The following is an 18,641-nucleotide window of genomic DNA, read 5'->3' as shown; positions in this document are numbered from 1 at the left end:
TTAGGCATTCATCCCTTATCAAAGGGTTTTAATTCCTACTTTTGCCTTCGTTATTATACAAAATATTTTTTTATCAGTAAAACCATAATGATAAAAATAATAATGTAATACATAACTAATTATTGTCTGATATAATAACCTAAATGATTAGTTATACCAACTAAAAAAAATAATAAAAATAAAAACATGAAGACCATACAATTCAGAGAAGCAATTTGCGAGGCTATGAGCGAAGAAATGCGACGAGACGAATCTATTTATCTAATGGGAGAAGAAGTCGCAGAATATAACGGAGCATATAAAGCGAGTAAAGGCATGTTGGATGAATTTGGCCCAGATAGGGTTTTAGACACTCCAATTTCTGAATTAGGATTTGCAGGTATAGGTGTTGGTAGTGCTATGAATGGTAATCGCCCTATCATTGAGTTCATGACTTTTAATTTTTCTCTGGTTGGTATTGATCAGATTATCAATAATGCAGCAAAAATGCGTCAAATGAGTGGGGGACAATTTAATATCCCTATCGTATTCAGAGGCCCAACAGCTTCTGCAGGACAACTAGGAGCGACACACTCACAAGCTTTTGAAAACTGGTTTGCTAATACTCCTGGACTAAAAGTAGTAGTTCCTTCTAATCCAAAAGACGCCAAAGGTCTTTTAAAATCTGCGATTAGAGATAATGATCCTGTTATTTTTATGGAAAGTGAACAAATGTACGGTGACAAAGGAGAAGTTCCTGAAGGTGAGTTTACCATCCCTCTTGGAGTAGCAGATATTAAGCGAGAAGGTACTGATGTTACCATTGTTTCTTTTGGAAAAATTATAAAAGAAGCTTATAAAGCTGCAGATGAACTTGCTAAAGAAAATATTTCTTGTGAAATCATTGACCTGAGAACAGTTCGTCCTCTAGATTTGGAAGCTATTTTCACCTCTGTTAAAAAAACAAACCGTCTAATTATTCTTGAAGAAGCTTGGCCTTTGGCTAATATTGCCTCTGAAATCACATATCAGGTTCAATCAACTATTTTTGATCATTTGGATGCTCCTATATTAAAAATAAATACCGCAGATACACCAACTCCTTATTCTCCAGGGCTATTAGAAGAATGGCTACCTAATAGTAAGGATGTTGTAAAAGCTGTTAAAAAAGTGATGTATAAATAAAATGATTCTTTTTATTTTACGTTTCATCAATTTTTGGAATATGAATCATATAAATGGTCCAAAATTTGATGTGACCCACTAATTATCACAAGTATTAATTTTAATAGCTTTAGATGAGACATTTGATTTTAGGAATACTTTTTACCATATTTAGCTGTGTTTCCATACATTCTCAGACTAAGATTGGAGGTCAAGTATTTGACAGCAATAAACAATCTGTTCCTTTTGCAAATATTATTTTTGCAAATTCTACAGTTGGAACAATCACTGATGAAAATGGTAGGTTTTATTTGGAGTCTGATGACAATCACTCTAATGTAAAAGTCTCATTTATTGGTTTTAAAACCAAAACGATAAAATTAGATAAACGGGTTACCTATAAGATGGAAATCATCTTGGAAGAGGAAGCAGCCGCATTGGATGAAGTCGTTATTTATAAAGGTAAAACTTCTAAAAAGAATAATCCAGCTATTGACATCCTAAGAAAAATATGGGACCACCGTAGAGAAAATGGTGTAAAAAAGTTCAAACAATATACTTATGATAAGTACGAAAAATTAGAATTTGACTTAAATACTATAGACAGCACACTGATCAATAGTAGAATCTTTAATGGTATGGAGTTTATTTTTGATGATGTAGACACATCAAGAATAACTGGAAAAACATACTTACCTATTTTTCTTAATGAAGCGCTCTCAAAAGTATATGGAGACAATCAAATCAATGAATACAAAGAAGTACTTACAGGAAATAAAAATGCTGGATTCAGTGACAATCAAACACTAATAGCATTTGTCAAAGATTTGTATTCAGATTATGACATATATGACAATTACCTTAAATTTTTTGATAAAAGTTTTACCAGTCCACTATCAAGAACTGGAGTAGGTGTATACAATTATGTTCTTTCTGATAGTGCTTATATTGATAATAAATGGTGTTATAACATTATTTATTACCCCAGAAGAAAGAACGAGCTAACATTCAAAGGTGATTTTTGGGTAAATGATTCTACCTGGGCTATCAAAGAAATAAATCTTGAAGTTACCAAAAGTGCAAACATAAACTGGGTAAAAGATCTTTATATTGAACAAGAATTTGATGTACTGAATGACTCTATTTTTTTAATAACCAAAGATTATTTTCAATCTGATTTTTCTTTTAGCAAAAAAGAAAAATCCCGAGGGGTCTACGGTAAAAGAACGACATTATACGATAATTATAAATTTGACATAAAAAAAGGAAAAAAATTCTACCAAAGTCAAGTAGACCCTTATGATCAAGACATTTATAACAGAAAAGATTCTTTTTGGTCTAATGCCAGAATGGAAAAACTAAATAAAGATGAGCAAAAAGTATACAAGCTTCTTGACACACTAAAAACAGTAAAAGCTTTTAAAAGACTCTATAACGTTGGAACCATCCTAGCAACAGGGTACATAGAGGCCAACGGCTTCGATTTTGGCCCATTATTTTCTACCATTGGCTATAATGATATCGAAGGATGGAGACTACGGGCAGGAGGGCGAACTTATTTTACCGCTAATGATAGATGGAGAATAGAAGGGTATGGTGCTTATGGATTTAAAGATCAAAAATTTAAATATGGAGTATCTGGTAAATACTTGGTAGATAGAAAATCTAGGCTACTTATCTCAGCAGGAAATCGTAGAGATGTAGAACAACTTGGCGCTAGCTTAACTAATACAAATGATGTAGAAGGAAGAAGTTTAGCCTCCTCATCTATTATTGCTACGGGAGACAACACTAGACTCACCTCTATCAACCTTACTGCTTTCTCTATGCAGTTTGAACCCAGAAAAAACTTTACGGTTGGAGTCACGGGATCATATAGAAATTTAAAACCCGCAGATAGGTCACTATTTAGCTTAGACTATATCAATCCCGAAACAAATGTATTAGAGACCGAAATCCAACAGACCGAGATTGCTACTTCTCTTGCTTATTTCCCTGGTAGAAAAACAACAGGGTACGGAGTAGATAGAGTTATTGTAAATTCTGGAGATTTTGCCACTTTATTTCTTAATTATAGCGTAGGACTACAGGGGATTATAGAAAGTGATTTTGATTATCAAAAAATTCAACTCTTATATCAACAGCCTTGGAATATTGGAGGTTTTGGAAGACTAAACAGTACTCTTGAATTAGGAAAAACTTATGGTGATGTCCCTCTTGGTTTACTAAGTGTTATACCAGGAAATCAGACATACTTATCTATATACAATACTTTTCCTTTACTTAATTTTTATGAGTTTGTTACTGACACCTATGCGACCTTGCATCTAGAACACAATTTTAACGGAAGAATATTTTCTAGAATCCCATTATTAAGAAAACTAAATCTTAGAGAGCTTGTTGGTGTACGTGGAGCTTGGGGAGAATTATCTAATGACAACATCTTACTTAGTGCTCCATCTAACGAAACTCTAATGGCTCCTAGCGATGAAGTATATTGGGAATATAGCCTTGGTGTAGGTAATATTTTCAAAATTTTCAGAATAGATTTTCATTTTAGAGGAAATTATTTTGATAATCCAGATGCTCGTAAGTTTGGAGTTACTGGATCTTTTGGTTTCTATTTTTAAGAAAAATTGAAGGTAAATAGGCTATTCACAGAGTAAAATAAACGAAATCACACTGTTGTTTTATATGTTTTTTTATTCCATACTACCCTGACAGTGTGCTAGTTTACCTCAAACAGCCTTTGTATGATGTAATAATTTATAATTATAAATTTTAACTCCCCTCAGTAATACTTATCTTTGGCGCCGATAAAAAAAGAGAATTAAATTATGAGCGCAGCTACCAAAGAAAGCTTTGATGTACTAATAGAAATACCAAAGGGAAGTAGAAATAAGTATGAATACGATTTTGATATAAAAAAAATCAGATACGATCGCATGATCTTCTCTTCTATGATGTATCCTGCGGATTATGGTTTTATACCAGAAACTCTTGCTCTAGACGGAGACCCTCTTGATGTATTGGTATTGGTTACAGAGCCTACATTTCCAGGGTGTGTTGTTGAAGTAAAACCTATTGGAGTTTTTCATATGGCTGACGAAAAAGGACCAGATGAAAAAATCATTTGTGTACCTGTTTCTGATCCAATAGCCAATAGAATTTCAGATCTTAAAGAATTAAACCCTCACTTAATAAAAGAAATAGAACATTTTTTCCAAGTATATAAAGACTTAGAAAAGAAAAAAGTTGATGTAGGTGGATGGGGCGATATGAATGAAGCTAAAGATATTATAAAATCTTGTGTTAAACGTTTTGAAGATATAGCAGACAAGCCTGAAGGGCTCTTTAGCATCTCTTAAGCAAATACACTTGGTATTCTTTCTAAAAGAATAAAATTGCCGATATAAGCATGTCTTTTATACAGACACTTATATCGGCAATTTAGTTGATATTCAATTTACCTCATACTCTTTTGGAAACTCTCTTTCGTAGTCCTTTAGTTGAGATACACTTATATCTTTAGTAATTTTATAACTTCTATTATTGGTATAAGGAATAGCAATAGGATATCCTTTTTTTATATTCACATTTTTTAGATTTTCATCTACATATTCATACAGGTTAAACACCCAATAGCTATGCCCTTTTATATATTCAAGGTTCATCGTTACGATCTCATAATTACCATCATTATCAATATCTCTCTCCTCCCTATGTTTTTTGAATGTCATATCATCAAAAGATATCTTGTGAAATCCCCCTTCTTTATTTTGAAATAAATACAACACCTTTACTAGCATCCCCATTACTCCATTTCCTGTTCCTTGTTGTATTAACTTCACATCTTTATACCCATCACCATTTATATCTGATATCAGAACTTTGGTATCCATCATTGTTAACCGAGAAAAAGATCCAGATTCTTTAATTTCTTGAATTTCTTTCTTATTGCGAAAAATACGGATCATCCCAAAATCAACATCACCATCAAACCAGGTTAGTTGTATCGTTAGATCATCTTTATTACCATAAAAATCATCGATAGTCTGTGTACAATCATATTTATTTTGATTGTTTTCTCTATCATATACTACCCAATCACCATATTCCTCATAATAAGGAGCTGGATGCTTCTCAAAAGCATATTGCGCATTAATAGAATTTATTATAAAAAAGAATTGAAACACTCCTATAAAAAACGGTTTCTCTAAATAAAAATTCATCTCTATACTTATTTTATTGCTCTTCTTTTCTAGCATAAAGTTATTCAAAAAAAAGAGGCTATCTAAAAAAAGACAGCCTCTCTATAAATCATCATATTACCTACTAAAAACGCACTCCACCCAAGTTTTCTAACACAATCACATCAACTGTACCTGATATAGTCATATCATTACCTGTTATATTATTAGCGCCTGCAACAGTCATAGTAAAGGTACATCTTAAGTTATTAGTTGTCTCATCAAAACTATAATCTGTTATAGTAGCATTTGACACCCCCATGTTAGACTGATCAAATGTACTATTTATATTAAAATACTTTAAATCATCAGAAATCACAGAATAATCATCAAAACGAACATTAAACTCAAAGTTTTGAGTTGGCAATCCTACATCATTCACAGATAAAGAAAGTCTAACAGAACTATCCTCATGAGAATCAGGAGAATTCACAAATCTAGTTACAGAAAATCCCATATTAGGGTCATTGTAAAACACATCATTATTTCCAGCATCGTTATGTATGAATTTTAATTCATCTGTATGTGTAAAAGCAACATTATCTGATCTGGTTCCTGCAATATCCAATGTTATTTTACCATACTTTGTCAATTCATCAAAACCTACTCCATTCTCTCCATCAGTACCATTCTCCCCATTTGTACCATCTGTACCGTTTGAACCATTCACTCCATCTACCCCATTAATACCATTTGCTCCATCTATTCCATTTTCTCCATCTTCACCCTCGCAGCTTATAAGAAAAACACCTAAACAGCCTATTAAAAGAGCTTTACTTACAATTTTAAAATAATTTTTTTTCATAATTTCACTATTAATTTAGATTTACAATCATAGATATTTGAGAATCTATTTCTCAACAATAATCAGACTACACATGTTATTTAATTTTCTCTTTTTAAAAAACAACACAAAATAGTACAGCCCTTTTATCTTATCTACCCTCTGACTGCCGCAAAACTATATAAAGAAACCTTCCATTCTCACCCTGAAAACAGTGCTTTTATTATATTATTTTTTGGGATTATTTTTTGTTTACTATGCAATTCACTCATCCTTTTGTATTTAGCCTATTTTTACTACTTTTAGTAACTAATTAACTTAAAATATATTTATGGAATCAAATATGATCTTTGTGCCAATTTCATTGGCAATCCTGGGGCTACTTTTTATGTTTGTCAAAATGGCTTGGGTAAAAAAACAAGCCCCTGGGAATGATAAAATGCAAGAAATTTCTAAAAGTATTAAAGAAGGGGCATTAGCATTTCTTGCTGCAGAATATAAATTATTAGTAATCTTTGTAATTATTGCCTCGATAGCATTGTTTGGTATCTCTATAATTGTAGATACTACTAGTTGGATGATTGTTCCAGCATTTGTATTCGGAGCAATATTTTCTGCCCTTGCAGGTAACATAGGTATGCGTATTGCTACTGAGGCCAATGCAAGAACTGCAGAAGCAGCAAAAACTAGCCTCCCACAAGCATTAAAAGTATCTTTTGGCGGAGGAACCGTTATGGGACTAGGAGTTGCAGGACTTGCTGTATTAGGTCTTAGCTTATTCTTTCTGTTTTTTACTGGCCAATTCATTACTGGAAGTGAGAATTTTTATAAAGAAATGACGATAGTACTAGAGGCACTTGCTGGATTCTCTCTAGGAGCAGAATCTATCGCCCTATTTGCTCGTGTTGGAGGTGGTATTTATACTAAAGCTGCTGATGTAGGTGCTGACCTTGTAGGAAAAGTAGAAGCTGGCATACCAGAAGATGACCCTCGTAATCCTGCAACTATTGCAGATAATGTGGGAGACAATGTAGGAGATGTTGCTGGTATGGGAGCAGATTTATTTGGTTCATATGTTGCCACTGTACTTGCCGCAATGGTATTAGGGAACTATTTGATTAGAGATATGTCTCAAACCACTCAATTTACAGATGCTTTTGGTAATATGGGCCCTATACTATTACCTATAGTAATTGCTGGAGTTGGTATTTTAGCATCTATTCTAGGGACATTTTTGGTAGGTATCAAAAGCAATGATGCCAAAGAATCCCAAGTACAAAAAGCTTTAGATTTAGGGAATTGGATTGCAATTATTCTAACGGTAATTGCCAGTTATTTCTTGATTCAATATATGCTTCCTGAAACCATGCAAATGAACTTCTTTGGAGAAGGAACTAAAGAAATCTCATCAATGAATGTGTTTTATGCAACTCTTATCGGATTGGCAGTAGGCGCATTGATATCTGTAGTAACCGCCTACTACACTAGCTTAGGCAAAAAACCAGTACTTGATATTGTACAAAATAGTTCTACTGGAGCGGCAACCAATATCATTGCTGGATTAGCAGTAGGTATGAAATCGACATTTTTATCAGTTATATTATTTGCCGCTGCCATCTATGGGTCTTATGAGCTCGCTGGTTTTTATGGTGTTGCTCTTGCAGCTTCTGCAATGATGGCAACAACAGCCATGCAATTAGCTATTGATGCCTTTGGACCAATTGCAGATAATGCTGGAGGTATTGCAGAGATGAGTGAATTAGATGATCATGTGCGTGAACGTACAGACATTTTAGATTCTGTAGGTAACACAACTGCCGCGGTTGGTAAAGGTTTTGCTATTGCTTCTGCTGCATTAACAGCATTAGCATTGTTTGCAGCATATGTTACTTTTACTGGAATTGACGGAATTAATATTTTTAAGGCTGATGTACTCGCAATGTTATTTGTTGGAGGTATGATTCCTGTAGTATTTTCTGCATTAGCTATGAAATCAGTAGGAAAAGCAGCTATGGAAATGGTGCAAGAAGTAAGACGCCAGTTTAAAGAAATACCTGGAATTATGGAAGGTACAGCCACTCCAGAATATGCTAAATGTGTAGACATTTCTACAAAAGCTGCATTGAAGGAAATGATCTTACCTGGATTGATTACAATCATTACTCCTATTATCATTGGACTATTATTTGATGCAGAACCTCTTGGAGGCTATATGGCTGGTGTATGTGTATCTGGTGTTATGTGGGCTATTTTTCAGAATAATGCAGGTGGCGCATGGGATAATGCAAAAAAATCATTTGAAGCTGGTGTTGAAATTGATGGTGAAATGACATACAAAGGTTCTGATGCACATAAAGCGGCTGTAACAGGAGATACTGTTGGTGACCCATTTAAAGATACATCTGGTCCATCAATGAATATTCTTATCAAACTTACTTGCTTGGTAGGTCTAGTAATTGCACCTATCTTAGGAGAACATGATTCTGAAACTGCCGTTGCTACAAACGAAACAGAAACACAAACAGAACATATTATTTCTATACAAAACGAAGAGGTAACAACAAAATTGGAAAACAAAATAGTAACCCTAGAAGACAAAAACACAAACCCCATTGTTAAAGAAACAAAAAACAAAATATCTCTACAATAAAAAATAAATCAATCCATAAACAACCTCACTCCTATAGTGAGGTTGTTTATTTTGATGTTATGTGTAACTTGCAATAAAAAAGTAAAATGACAAATAATTTTGTTATTGAACATTGTAATAAAGAAAATTGTAATAAAATTGGTTCTGGTATAAGCAAATACAACCTAAATAAAACCCATGCTATGTCTGATCTATAGACTCTACTAGAATATGTTGTCAAAGATAAAAACAATGAAGAAGTCGCAGGAATACATACTGGCATAAGGTATTGGAATGGTCTTGAAATTAAAATATTATGAGTAAAAGAAAAATATCGAAATAATAAAATCGGAACTCAACTACTTAACCATATTAAAAAAGGAGCTATCGTCAAAGAAATAACAATAACTATGACAGACACTTATAATTTTCAAATCAACGGTTTTTATATAAAAAACATAAATGCTTCTATTTTTTTAAAAGATTAACTCATTCAAACGACTAATATATCATCTAAATAAAAAAACAGTTTATTATACTCTATAAAAATCCTTTTTTTCATGTTTAAGAAGAAAGCTTTACGTATTAACACATATCTTGGTTATGGTACAGATACTCTCTTTCGTGCTACAGGAAGAGCTCTTGAAGATGAAAATATCAATTTTGGTAAGAATCAAAACATTTTCAAAACGTTACGAAATATATATAGGCAGTTTGAGAGTGATGAGATTAGAAATACATCTATAGAGTTAAAACTACCAGATGATCAGATTATTGACACAAAAACAGATCAAGAAGGCTACTACCACATACAACTTAACAACACAACACTTTCTAAATATAAAGACAACCAAGGCTGGATCACATATAGTGTTTCTTATAAGAAAGAACTTCAAAAAAAAATAAATAATAAAAACAACTTCACTAGCCAGATGCTTATTCCTTCTGACAAAGCAGATTTTGGAATTATAAGTGATATCGATGATACTATCATACATACAGGTGTAGCATCTGTATTTAAATGGAGAGTAATTGCAAATACATTTTTTAAAAACTTTGATAAAAGAACTGCTATAGAAGGTACTGCCAAATTTTATAACAAACTACATTCTGGCAAAAATTCGGGCACAGCCAACCCTTTTTTTTATGTAAGCAACAGTCCTTGGAATTTGTATGATTATCTAAATGAATTTCTAAAAACAAATAATTTCCCCAAAGGCCCCGTACTACTAAGGGATTTTAGAACTCCTTTTGATAAAACACCTAAACCAAAAACACCTCATAAACAATCAGAAATCATAAATCTTCTAGAGATGTATCCTTATCTTAATTTTATTTTAATTGGAGATAGCGGAGAAAAAGATGCAGACATCTATACCAAAATTGCAGAGCTCTACCCTACTCGTATTTTGGCTATTTACTTAAGAAATGTAAAACATCGTCGAAAAGAAAAGCGAATCAAAAAAATAATACACTCTTTTACTACTTCCCCTATTCTTCTTGTTCAAACATCTGAGCAAGCTATTGAGCATGCTAAAAACTCAGGTTTAATTGATTAATTTTTTAATCCCCTAACTTCTGAAGTTAATGCTAGCATAGCTTCCTGTAACTGTTTCATACTTGCTATATCAGAATTAGCATCAATATTAAAGCTGATTTTGCTATTTATTTCCCATAGCTCTACAATTTGATGCGCTTGAATGGTGTATGGTAAGTATTCTGAGTTCAAAGAAACCAATGTGATCACAGAAACATCTTCATTCTTTTTAATTTTCTTTACCACAACACTATCTTCTAGAACAACAACACATATTGTATTATTACTTACTTCTGCTAGATTATTTACAGCTTTGCCTATCACCCACTCTTTTGGTTCAAGCAATGGCAACATGCTATCCCCTTCTACCTGAAAACCACGATATGTAGCATTCCTATATTCGGGTAAGGGGATATCAAAAGCTGGTAACTGCTGATACCAATCCAAATCTTGCACATTATGAGGATATCCTGCAGCGGCTTTTACATTTACCAAAACTATATTTTCGTTATTATCAGAATCAATAGTAACTACTTTAGGTGATACATCACCCAAATGTAGTTGTATATTCTTTTGGGTGCTTTCTCCAAATAGCCACAAGGGATTTACACTAAATTCCTGTAGCAATCTGGCAACAACTTTTCCTGAAATTTTGGTTTTACCCCTCTCTATATCGGCTGTAGAGTTTTTAATTTGCAATACTTTTGCAAAATCAGATTGGGTATAGTGGTTCTCTTCGCGAATTTGTTTAAAACGCTTTATGGTTTGGTCGGTTGAAATATCCATAAAATCAAATTTTAATTTATTATCATATATATGGGGGTTAGGATTTGGGATGATTGGATAACAAAGATACAAGATTTTGGAATATTTCCAATTTTAACATGATTTGATTTTTATTTATATGGAAAAATTCCATAAATTTGGAAAAATTACAACTAAAGCAATCATTATGTCTTCACAAAGTATTCCATTATATCAAAAGGTATCAGAGAAAATTATCAGACATTCATTAGATAATTCAATTACAGCTGTTAGTCAACTTAGTATCAAACTTCATGAAAAAGGGTTTCATTTTCTCAAAAATCAAACTATATCAAATTATAACTTTGACTTTTACTGTCCTTCATATAAGGTTGCGATTGAGATTGATAGCTATGCACATGAATTTTCTGACATCTATAATCTAGATGCTCCTAAAAAGTTGATCATTTCTTCTTTAGGAATTACAGTACTCAGATATACCGATTATCAAATATTAACTGATATGGATGAAATTATAAGAACTCTAAAAAATCATATAAAGTTTCATTCAAAGCACACCTATATTGTATAACACACTTTATCTACTTATAAAAGGTATTGATTAAACTTGCTCCTTTTTATAGAATACGTGAATATTAAAAATTGACCTTTTTACATCATTGATATATTCATTTTATCAACCATAACCCTATATCTATTATAGTTCAATATATAAAAACAAGAAAACAAGTAATAATTATTATCAAATAGCTTAGAAAACCAAATCCTTCAAACACCTTGTTTATAAATGAGTTAAGATTTTATTCTTGCATAATAAATAGTAAAATAGAAATAGTGTGTATTTTTTACCCATCTTAAATTTCGGATAGATGAAATAAAGTCTTAAATTTGGCGTTAAGTAACCAAAATTAACTATATCTATTTTATTATGAAAAAATTTTTTTTAGGAGCTATAGCTCTAATGTTTTTATCGGTAATCTCTTGTAAAGACACTGCAGACAAAGCTAAAGACGCTGCTGATACTGCTGGAGAAGCTGTAGAAGAAACTGCAGAAAAAGTAGAAGCTGCTGTTGAAGAAACTGCAGAAAAAGTAGAAGCTGCTGTTGAAGGCGTGCCTAGCTTTAGCGATCCTGCTGTTCAAGAATATGTTAATTCATACGAAGAGTACGTAGCAGAGTATAAGAAAATAGTAGAAAGTAAAGATATGACTGCTTTTGCTGGACTTAGCCAAAAAGGACAAGATCTTGCTACAAAAGCTCAGGAAGTTTCTGGAAAATTAACTGGTGATGACGCTCAAAAATGGGCTGACTACATGACTGCAAAGTCTAAAGAAATGACAGAACTTGCTAAAGCAATGACACAACAATAGTATTTTAAAATATAAAATACGTCTGTTATGACATAAAAACCATCTGTAAAACAGATGGTTTTTTTTTATTCCATCCATTCTACTTTACTATCAATAGCATCTCGCTTAGAAACCTCTTCTCCACTTTTATCATAATTACCTAAGTAGAAAAAGCCTAAACATCGTTCTCCTTCTTCAAAATCAAAGAAGTCACCCATATACTCTATTAGTTTAGGACTACTCCAATAGCATCCTATTTCATGTGCAGAACAGGTAAGCCACATATTTTGCACTGCCATTGCAGTAGCTGCTACTTCCTCCCATTCAGGAATACGTTCTTTTGGGTCTCGTTGCATACAAATAGCAATTATAACACTAGATGATTTACAATTATTAAGAATCTTTTCATACTTAAAAGGAGAAAAATCATCATCAGAAGTGATATCAGTATATGTATTAGATAAAAATGTTCCTAATCTATTTTTTGCTTCTCCTTGCATAACTTTAAAACGCCAAGGCTGTGTCAATCTATGGGTCGGAGCCCAATTTGCATTCTCTAGTATTTTTTTTATAATCGTTTTAGAAACTGGTTTTCCATTATATTGTCTAGGAAAAATAGAGCGTCTGTTTCTTATTATTTGATCAATATCCATGTAATTCTTTATTTTTTGTAAAGATATTCTTATTCCATAGACTAAAAATCTACATATTCATTAATTAATATAATATTGTGAATCCTAAGATTCGATTACAACAACCAGAGCAACTTGATAACCTCTCTTTATCTGGATCATCATTACAGAACACTTTGAGTAGTCTCAAGTTTATCAATACTTTTTTTGGGAATCACAGACAATTAAGCAACTCTATTGTATCATACTGCAAATCAAAACCTGCCCTAAAAACATTTAATATTGTAGATATTGGTTGTGGTGGTGGTGATTGTATTGCATATATCTCTAAAGAATTAAAAACAATCATACAAAACAACGGAATCAGAAAATATAAGGTCTTTAAAAAACCTTTTTTTCGCATGATAGCACAAATAACTTTTACACAATGAGAAAACTACTTACCAACCACCTATCTGTTCTAAAAACTACTCCCAAAACAATGATTCTACTCTATAGTATTATTTATTTTGCATGGGGTTTAGGTATGAATCGTTTTGGAATAGAAATGGAAATTGCACGATTTACATACTGGTGGCAAGTAATTAGTTGTTACATCTTATACATGGTGCCTATTTCTATTCTATTAAAAAACTATTCTTTTTTTGAGCAATACTCATATGGGCTAGTTGCTATGGGAATATTAGAATTCTTAGGTTATTGACTACAAACATCATATGCCTACCCTAATAATATACTAGATGATATATTCAACCCACAAAATTTTAGTCTAGGGATGGCTCTGTTCTTTGCGTTGTATTTTCCCGCAGGAAACTGGCTAGTGCAAAAAACACATGACTTGATTTTTTCAAAAAAAGAAACTACTTCGTGAGCCTGTCTACAAAGTAGTTATTTAAAATAAATATTTAATGCTCCGAAGCAAGCTTCGGAGCATTAAAATCTCACTTAGTGAGTAAATTTTTTATTTTTTTGGCACTAGAACAAACTGTTTTTTACCTTGTTTTTTAACCCTGTATTTACTATCGATTTCACCTGCTCCTTCAAGATCTAAGGTATCTGAAACATAATCAATCCAATCCTTTCTATCTACAATGACATTATCTAGTATTACATCAGTTAAATTAGCATTCTCTAACTTAGTTCCCCATAACACGGCTTCAGAAAGATCAGCTCCCGTAAGATCAGCTCCAAATAAATTTGCATTTGTAAGATCTGCACTTAGCAATTCTGCATGTTTAAGATCTGTATTATTCAATCGTGCTCTTTTTAAATTAGCATCAGACAAATTAATCTTACTCATTTTTGTTTCTCGTAAATCACTACGTTCCAGATTGGCAGCAGGCATTTGAGCATTTGTTAGATCAGAATGATCCAATCGGGCATATTTAAGGTTTACACCTCGTCCCAGATTTACCTTTCTAAGGTTTGTATATTTAAAATCAGCAGAATTCAAAATATCTTGAGAGGACTCAGGTCCCAAATCACTTTTCAAAAGACTAAATAATAGTTGTCCTCGCTCTGGACTGATAGGATCCTTTATTAATTCTCCTGTATCATTATCGATATATCGATAAGGCTTCATTGCCATACATAAACTAATAACTCTAGCTTCTAGAGTCTTACTTATATTACGCCCTCCAGAGCCTTTATATTTTAATTCCTCATTTAAATCTCCAAGTACATCACTCATTACAAATACTAATGACGATCTACGATCTGCCTCAACCAAACTATTTTGGTTGGTAATCAATTTATTTTGATTTATTAATAACTTGGTTTGAACAATTAATACCAAAGAAGGGATAATAGCAAACAAAAATGCAAATAATCCAACTCTGGTAATACGCCAAATCACACTAGAAGATACATCAGAAACCGAATCTACAGAAACTGTTTTATATTCTTTATACTCATTAATAGCGGTGCTAATACTCTTCTTTAATCTAGCTCCAAAAACTGGAGTACTTGATTTTTTTAAAAGCCACCATCTGAATTTTCTTTTCTTCTGCTTTCCTTTATTTATTTTATCCAGTTTATCCTGAAGTAATTTATTCTCTTTTTTTAGCCTTTCAATATAATCTTGTTCATTCACTACGCTATAAATTTGGGTATTACAGCGCATAAGATATAAAAGTTATTACTACTATAAAAAAAGTAAGCCTTCTTACTTATACAAAAAGGTTAACATAACAATGTATAAAACTGGTAATCTGTGAGTTCTATTTAAGATAGGTAGAAATATCTTCTGCTATATCTTCTACAATAGAAATTTCTTCCTGCTCATCAATCAAATGAATCGTTTTGATCAAAAGCTGTACATATCCAGATACATAAGCTTTCTTTTGACTATCACTTACATATTGTTTTCCTTCTACTACTATAAATGTGACCAAATTACGTATGATCAATTTTACCTCAGAAATATCTAACTCCTTTTTCATTTCTTCATGATTTATTATTTTTAAAAGACCAGATTTATTTCAATAGAGATTCAAATAAAATCTGTTGCAACAAACATGAGTTGAAAACCAGTTATTTATATTTTTCTTACATTTTAAAATTTCATTACATACTGTAAAAACCACATAAACAGGTGCCACTGCAAACAAGCATATTCTTTTGATTAAGAAACATTCTTTAATTTTTTACTAAAAAACATATCCACAACTCACTAAAAAACAGTCATTAAAACTAAAATATCTAATTCTGAAAAAATAAAACGACACTTCATTAAACAATTAATCTTCGATTAAAAGCAAGTTTTCTCGTTTTGTAGAATATCACAAAAAAGTTTATCTTTTCATGGCTTAAAAAAAGATTACATTTGAAGAACCAACTTATTTCCACCCTAAACAAGATCACAAATGATTCTGAATAGATATCACCCTTCTTACATAAGAGACATCGTGTTATTTACTAGTGTAATTATATGTATTGGTTGCAACAAAAAACAGCCCCCTAAAGAAACACAAAATCCAACTCTTACAACCTCTATTCAGGTTATAGAAAACATTCCTGAAGGAGTATCTATTCCAACGGGAATGGTATGGATTCCTGGTGGAAGTTTTACCCAAGGAGCAGTAAAAAATGACACCTTACTAATGCATCACGAAACTCCTGCTCATGAGGTACTCATCGATGGCTTTTTTATGGACACCACAGAAGTGACAAATACTCAATTTCAAAAATTTATAGAGGCCACTCATTATGTAACAGTAGCAGAGCGAGCAGTCGTATGGGAAGAAATAAAGAAACAACTCCCCCCTAATTCTCCAAAGCCTGAGGACTCTTTATTACAACCTGGATCGTTAATTTTTAAAAAAACTAACAAAAGTGTTCCTAACCTTTATGACTATTCGCAATGGTGGATATGGAAAATTGGCGCAAACTGGAAACGTCCTTCTGGCCCTAAAAGCTCTATACAAGGAAAACAAAATTTCCCTGTGGTTCATATAGCTTATGAAGATGCTATTGCTTATTGTCGTTGGGCAGGAAGAAGACTCCCCACCGAGGCTGAGTGGGAATATGCATCAAGAGGAAAAAATAAGAATACTATTTTTTTCTGGGGAGATAATTTAAAAAATTTAACCAAATATGCCAATACTTGGGAAGGGGAATTTCCTACACAAAACACAACCAAAGATGGGTACGAAAATAAAGCCCCTGTTGGTTCTTACCCTTCTAATTCTTATGGATTGTATGATATGGCAGGTAATGTTTGGGAATGGACTCAAGATTGGTATAACACTACTTACTATAAGAAATTAAAACAACAAGGAATAACTCATAACCCCAAAGGAGCATCAAAACCATACAATCCCAATAACCCTACTGTGCAAGAAAAAGTAATCAAAGGTGGGTCTTTTTTATGTAGCGATTCATACTGTGCAAGTTATCGCAATAGTGCCAGAATGGCTACTAGTATTGACTCTTCATTAGAACATTTAGGTTTCAGAACAGTCGTAAGTTTGGATATGATTCGTGAGACAAAAAAATAACCTTCAGAAAAGACAATTCTTTATCTTCTTTTATTGTAGCGCTTTTATTAATTCCAGTGCTTCTTGATGCTTATAAGCGGTTGTGTCTCCTGCTAATATTTGCAAGTTCTCTTTTGCTTTGCTCTCTTGGTTCATTTTTAGATATGTCAATGCTAAATACCAGTATGCTTTGGTAGCATCAAGCGTATTACTTTCTTTTAATTGCTCAAAACTTTCTATCGCTAATTTATGTTGCTCTAATTCTAAATAAGCAACCCCTACATATACTACTATCTGGGGATTAATATCTTCTGAAGATTCTAATTGATGTTTTTTAAATATTTTGACAGCTTCCTGATAGTTTTGTTGTTTAAACATTTTTTCTCCTTTGGTCAAATCAGTATTATTACCTCTTGAGGTTAATGAGGGTAATTCTTCCCAGTTTTTATGTTTCATATACAAATTATTATGATCCATAGTAGTCCCAAACTTAGATGTTATATATATACCCAAAATTAGAACAGCGGCTATAGAGATTGCATACCTTAAAAAGTACTGCTTTCTTCGATTCGATTTTTCTTTGTCAAAATATACTTTTTCTGCATTCGCTATACTCTTTTTAATCGATTTGCCTTTGTCACTTTTAAGAAATGTTTCATGTTGCAATACTTTAGGGTGTTGTATCGCAGAAGAGGTTACTTCCCAATCAGTTTCATCGTATATAGTATTCATTTCTATATAAAGCTCGAGCTCCTTTTTTACTTCTGAATCATCTGCTACTTTTTTTTCAAAAATCTTTCTTTGATCAAGAGTCATTTCACCATTAAGATATGCTTCGATTTCTTTTTCTAAATAACTCATAACTCTTTTAATTCTTTATATCTAACATCTGAACGAATAGCTTCTTTTAGTTTTGATTTACATTTAAAGACTCGCTGTCGCACTGTATTTTCTGTTGCATATCCCAGTTCATCTGCAATTTTTGAATATGGTAATTTATTAAAAAACAGTTTTAACACTTTTCTACAATTCTCAGAAATCTGATTTATTTTTTCCTGAAAAAGCACCCACTTTTCTTGCTCATAGGCTGCCAAAGCAATTTCTCGTTCTTCATGTATAAGATCAATTACCTTATCATTTGTTACCCTTGTTCTAGATTGTTTTACCTCACGCCTCCATACATTCTTACAGGTTGTAAAAAAATACCCTTCAAAACTAGTGGTAATTGAGAACTCTTTCTGTTGTGCACGAGTAGACAATAACAATAATGCTTTTTGCATCACATCTTTTGCATCATCCTCTGCACCATCATGACTGCAAACATATCTAAGTACTTTTGGGTAAATTCTTTTATAAATCTCAACAATTCCAGATGAATCTCCTTCTATAAGACTTTTTAGTAAATAATTATCATACTCTTTATTGGTCATGTAATTGTATTGATAAACTAATTAGATATTAGTAAGTACTACATACACAAACTTAGGTATAATTTACAGATTTACATGGGGGAAAAACCCTGATTTTTACATCAAGAAACAATCCTTTTCTATAGTATTATCACACAAATGCTTAC

Annotated in this window: 18 protein-coding genes; 10 read left to right on the top strand and 8 right to left on the bottom strand. The window is 32.4% G+C overall.

The window, feature by feature from the left end:
* The first annotated feature begins 153 nt into the window (after positions 1–153).
* The 3 genes from DG508_RS19015 (at position 154) to DG508_RS19005 (ending at position 4,511) form a co-directional block, all read left to right on the top strand.
* The gene (locus DG508_RS19015; RefSeq protein ID WP_255412594.1) at positions 154–1,164 is read left to right on the top strand and encodes a pyruvate dehydrogenase complex E1 component subunit beta; all 1,011 of its coding nucleotides are present in this window, start codon (positions 154–156) and stop codon (positions 1,162–1,164) included.
* A 113-nt stretch (positions 1,165–1,277) separates the two neighbouring features.
* The gene (locus DG508_RS19010; RefSeq protein ID WP_108869677.1) at positions 1,278–3,773 is read left to right on the top strand and encodes a DUF5686 and carboxypeptidase-like regulatory domain-containing protein; all 2,496 of its coding nucleotides are present in this window, start codon (positions 1,278–1,280) and stop codon (positions 3,771–3,773) included.
* A 207-nt stretch (positions 3,774–3,980) separates the two neighbouring features.
* Positions 3,981–4,511, top strand: coding sequence for an inorganic diphosphatase (locus DG508_RS19005; protein ID WP_108869675.1), 531 nt, complete (start codon positions 3,981–3,983; stop codon positions 4,509–4,511).
* 93 nt (positions 4,512–4,604) lie between these two features.
* On the opposite strand, the gene DG508_RS19000 is transcribed toward DG508_RS19005, so the two are convergent.
* Positions 4,605–5,375 carry a hypothetical protein gene (locus DG508_RS19000; protein ID WP_159090933.1) on the bottom strand — a complete coding sequence of 257 codons (771 nt, stop codon included), beginning with the start codon at positions 5,373–5,375 and terminating at the stop codon, positions 4,605–4,607.
* Between the two features lie 103 nt (positions 5,376–5,478).
* Entirely contained in the window at positions 5,479–6,198 is a 720-nt protein-coding gene (locus DG508_RS18995) for a collagen-like protein (RefSeq protein ID WP_108869671.1), read from the bottom strand.
* A 310-nt stretch (positions 6,199–6,508) separates the two neighbouring features.
* On the opposite strand from DG508_RS18995, the gene DG508_RS18990 reads away from it, so the two are divergent.
* Positions 6,509–8,827, top strand: coding sequence for a sodium-translocating pyrophosphatase (locus DG508_RS18990; protein WP_108869669.1), 2,319 nt, complete (start codon positions 6,509–6,511; stop codon positions 8,825–8,827).
* Positions 8,828–9,366: 539 nt separating this feature from the next.
* Positions 9,367–10,365: an App1 family protein gene (locus tag DG508_RS18985; protein WP_108869667.1), complete on the top strand. Its 999-nt coding sequence runs from the start codon at positions 9,367–9,369 to the stop codon at positions 10,363–10,365.
* On the opposite strand, the gene DG508_RS18980 is transcribed toward DG508_RS18985, so the two are convergent.
* Positions 10,362–11,129 (bottom strand): XRE family transcriptional regulator, encoded by a 768-nt coding sequence (locus DG508_RS18980; RefSeq protein ID WP_108869665.1) that lies wholly within the window; start codon positions 11,127–11,129, stop codon positions 10,362–10,364. The two genes, DG508_RS18985 and DG508_RS18980, sit on opposite strands and share 4 nt — an antisense overlap.
* Positions 11,130–11,295: 166 nt before the next feature.
* Between DG508_RS18980 and DG508_RS18975 the strand changes: the two genes are divergently transcribed.
* Both DG508_RS18975 and DG508_RS21210 read left to right on the top strand, forming a co-directional pair.
* Entirely contained in the window at positions 11,296–11,679 is a 384-nt protein-coding gene (locus tag DG508_RS18975; protein WP_159090932.1) for an endonuclease domain-containing protein, read from the top strand.
* 357 nt (positions 11,680–12,036) lie between these two features.
* Entirely contained in the window at positions 12,037–12,477 is a 441-nt protein-coding gene (locus tag DG508_RS21210) for a hypothetical protein (protein WP_199912816.1), read from the top strand.
* Positions 12,478–12,542: 65 nt separating this feature from the next.
* Here the strand turns inward: DG508_RS21210 and DG508_RS18965 are convergent, their stop codons facing one another.
* Entirely contained in the window at positions 12,543–13,109 is a 567-nt protein-coding gene (locus tag DG508_RS18965; RefSeq protein WP_108869661.1) for a nitroreductase family protein, read from the bottom strand.
* A gap of 77 nt (positions 13,110–13,186) precedes the next feature.
* Between DG508_RS18965 and DG508_RS18960 the strand changes: the two genes are divergently transcribed.
* Entirely contained in the window at positions 13,187–13,519 is a 333-nt protein-coding gene (locus tag DG508_RS18960; protein WP_108869659.1) for a hypothetical protein, read from the top strand.
* Positions 13,516–13,791: a hypothetical protein gene (locus DG508_RS21345; RefSeq protein WP_234418264.1), complete on the top strand. Its 276-nt coding sequence runs from the start codon at positions 13,516–13,518 to the stop codon at positions 13,789–13,791. The genes DG508_RS18960 and DG508_RS21345 overlap by 4 nt, the downstream gene beginning before the upstream one ends.
* 258 nt (positions 13,792–14,049) lie before the next feature.
* Here the strand turns inward: DG508_RS21345 and DG508_RS18950 are convergent, their stop codons facing one another.
* Both DG508_RS18950 and DG508_RS18945 read right to left on the bottom strand, forming a co-directional pair.
* Positions 14,050–15,210, bottom strand: a complete 1,161-nt coding sequence (locus tag DG508_RS18950) for a pentapeptide repeat-containing protein (RefSeq protein ID WP_108869657.1) — start codon at positions 15,208–15,210, stop codon at positions 14,050–14,052.
* 97 nt (positions 15,211–15,307) lie between these two features.
* Positions 15,308–15,529 (bottom strand): hypothetical protein, encoded by a 222-nt coding sequence (locus DG508_RS18945; RefSeq protein WP_108869655.1) that lies wholly within the window; start codon positions 15,527–15,529, stop codon positions 15,308–15,310.
* Positions 15,530–15,952: 423 nt separating this feature from the next.
* On the opposite strand from DG508_RS18945, the gene DG508_RS18940 reads away from it, so the two are divergent.
* Positions 15,953–17,086 (top strand): formylglycine-generating enzyme family protein, encoded by a 1,134-nt coding sequence (locus DG508_RS18940; RefSeq protein ID WP_108869654.1) that lies wholly within the window; start codon positions 15,953–15,955, stop codon positions 17,084–17,086.
* Between the two features lie 30 nt (positions 17,087–17,116).
* Here DG508_RS18940 and DG508_RS18935 read toward each other — a convergent pair whose 3' ends face one another.
* Both DG508_RS18935 and DG508_RS18930 read right to left on the bottom strand, forming a co-directional pair.
* The gene (locus DG508_RS18935) at positions 17,117–17,926 is read right to left on the bottom strand and encodes a tetratricopeptide repeat protein (protein ID WP_108869652.1); all 810 of its coding nucleotides are present in this window, start codon (positions 17,924–17,926) and stop codon (positions 17,117–17,119) included.
* The gene (locus tag DG508_RS18930; protein ID WP_108869651.1) at positions 17,923–18,495 is read right to left on the bottom strand and encodes an RNA polymerase sigma factor; all 573 of its coding nucleotides are present in this window, start codon (positions 18,493–18,495) and stop codon (positions 17,923–17,925) included. The genes DG508_RS18935 and DG508_RS18930 overlap by 4 nt, the downstream gene beginning before the upstream one ends.
* Positions 18,496–18,641: the final 146 nt, after the last annotated feature.

Origin of the sequence: Aquimarina aquimarini (genome assembly GCF_900299535.1) — a bacterium.
In the GTDB taxonomy this organism is placed as follows: Bacteria; Bacteroidota; Bacteroidia; order Flavobacteriales; family Flavobacteriaceae; genus Aquimarina; species Aquimarina aquimarini.
The sequence above is the reverse complement of the archived record's forward strand: the minus strand, read 5'-3'. Positions and strand labels throughout refer to the sequence as shown.

Excerpts from the sequence above, each read along its gene's own strand:
- DG508_RS19010 (WP_108869677.1), top strand. The coding sequence starts at position 1,278 with ATGAGACATTTGATTTTAGGAATACTTTTTACCATATTTAGCTGTGTT.
- DG508_RS19005 (WP_108869675.1), top strand. The coding sequence starts at position 3,981 with ATGAGCGCAGCTACCAAAGAAAGCTTTGATGTACTAATAGAAATACCA.
- DG508_RS19000 (WP_159090933.1), bottom strand. The coding sequence starts at position 5,375 with ATGAATTTTTATTTAGAGAAACCGTTTTTTATAGGAGTGTTTCAATTC.
- DG508_RS18995 (WP_108869671.1), bottom strand. The coding sequence starts at position 6,198 with ATGAAAAAAAATTATTTTAAAATTGTAAGTAAAGCTCTTTTAATAGGC.
- DG508_RS18990 (WP_108869669.1), top strand. The coding sequence starts at position 6,509 with ATGGAATCAAATATGATCTTTGTGCCAATTTCATTGGCAATCCTGGGG.
- DG508_RS18985 (WP_108869667.1), top strand. The coding sequence starts at position 9,367 with ATGTTTAAGAAGAAAGCTTTACGTATTAACACATATCTTGGTTATGGT.
- DG508_RS18980 (WP_108869665.1), bottom strand. The coding sequence starts at position 11,129 with ATGGATATTTCAACCGACCAAACCATAAAGCGTTTTAAACAAATTCGC.
- DG508_RS18975 (WP_159090932.1), top strand. The coding sequence starts at position 11,296 with ATGTCTTCACAAAGTATTCCATTATATCAAAAGGTATCAGAGAAAATT.
- DG508_RS21210 (WP_199912816.1), top strand. The coding sequence starts at position 12,037 with ATGAAAAAATTTTTTTTAGGAGCTATAGCTCTAATGTTTTTATCGGTA.
- DG508_RS18965 (WP_108869661.1), bottom strand. The coding sequence starts at position 13,109 with ATGGATATTGATCAAATAATAAGAAACAGACGCTCTATTTTTCCTAGA.
- DG508_RS21345 (WP_234418264.1), top strand. The coding sequence starts at position 13,516 with ATGAGAAAACTACTTACCAACCACCTATCTGTTCTAAAAACTACTCCC.
- DG508_RS18950 (WP_108869657.1), bottom strand. The coding sequence starts at position 15,210 with ATGCGCTGTAATACCCAAATTTATAGCGTAGTGAATGAACAAGATTAT.
- DG508_RS18945 (WP_108869655.1), bottom strand. The coding sequence starts at position 15,529 with ATGAAAAAGGAGTTAGATATTTCTGAGGTAAAATTGATCATACGTAAT.
- DG508_RS18940 (WP_108869654.1), top strand. The coding sequence starts at position 15,953 with ATGATTCTGAATAGATATCACCCTTCTTACATAAGAGACATCGTGTTA.
- DG508_RS18935 (WP_108869652.1), bottom strand. The coding sequence starts at position 17,926 with ATGAGTTATTTAGAAAAAGAAATCGAAGCATATCTTAATGGTGAAATG.
- DG508_RS18930 (WP_108869651.1), bottom strand. The coding sequence starts at position 18,495 with ATGACCAATAAAGAGTATGATAATTATTTACTAAAAAGTCTTATAGAA.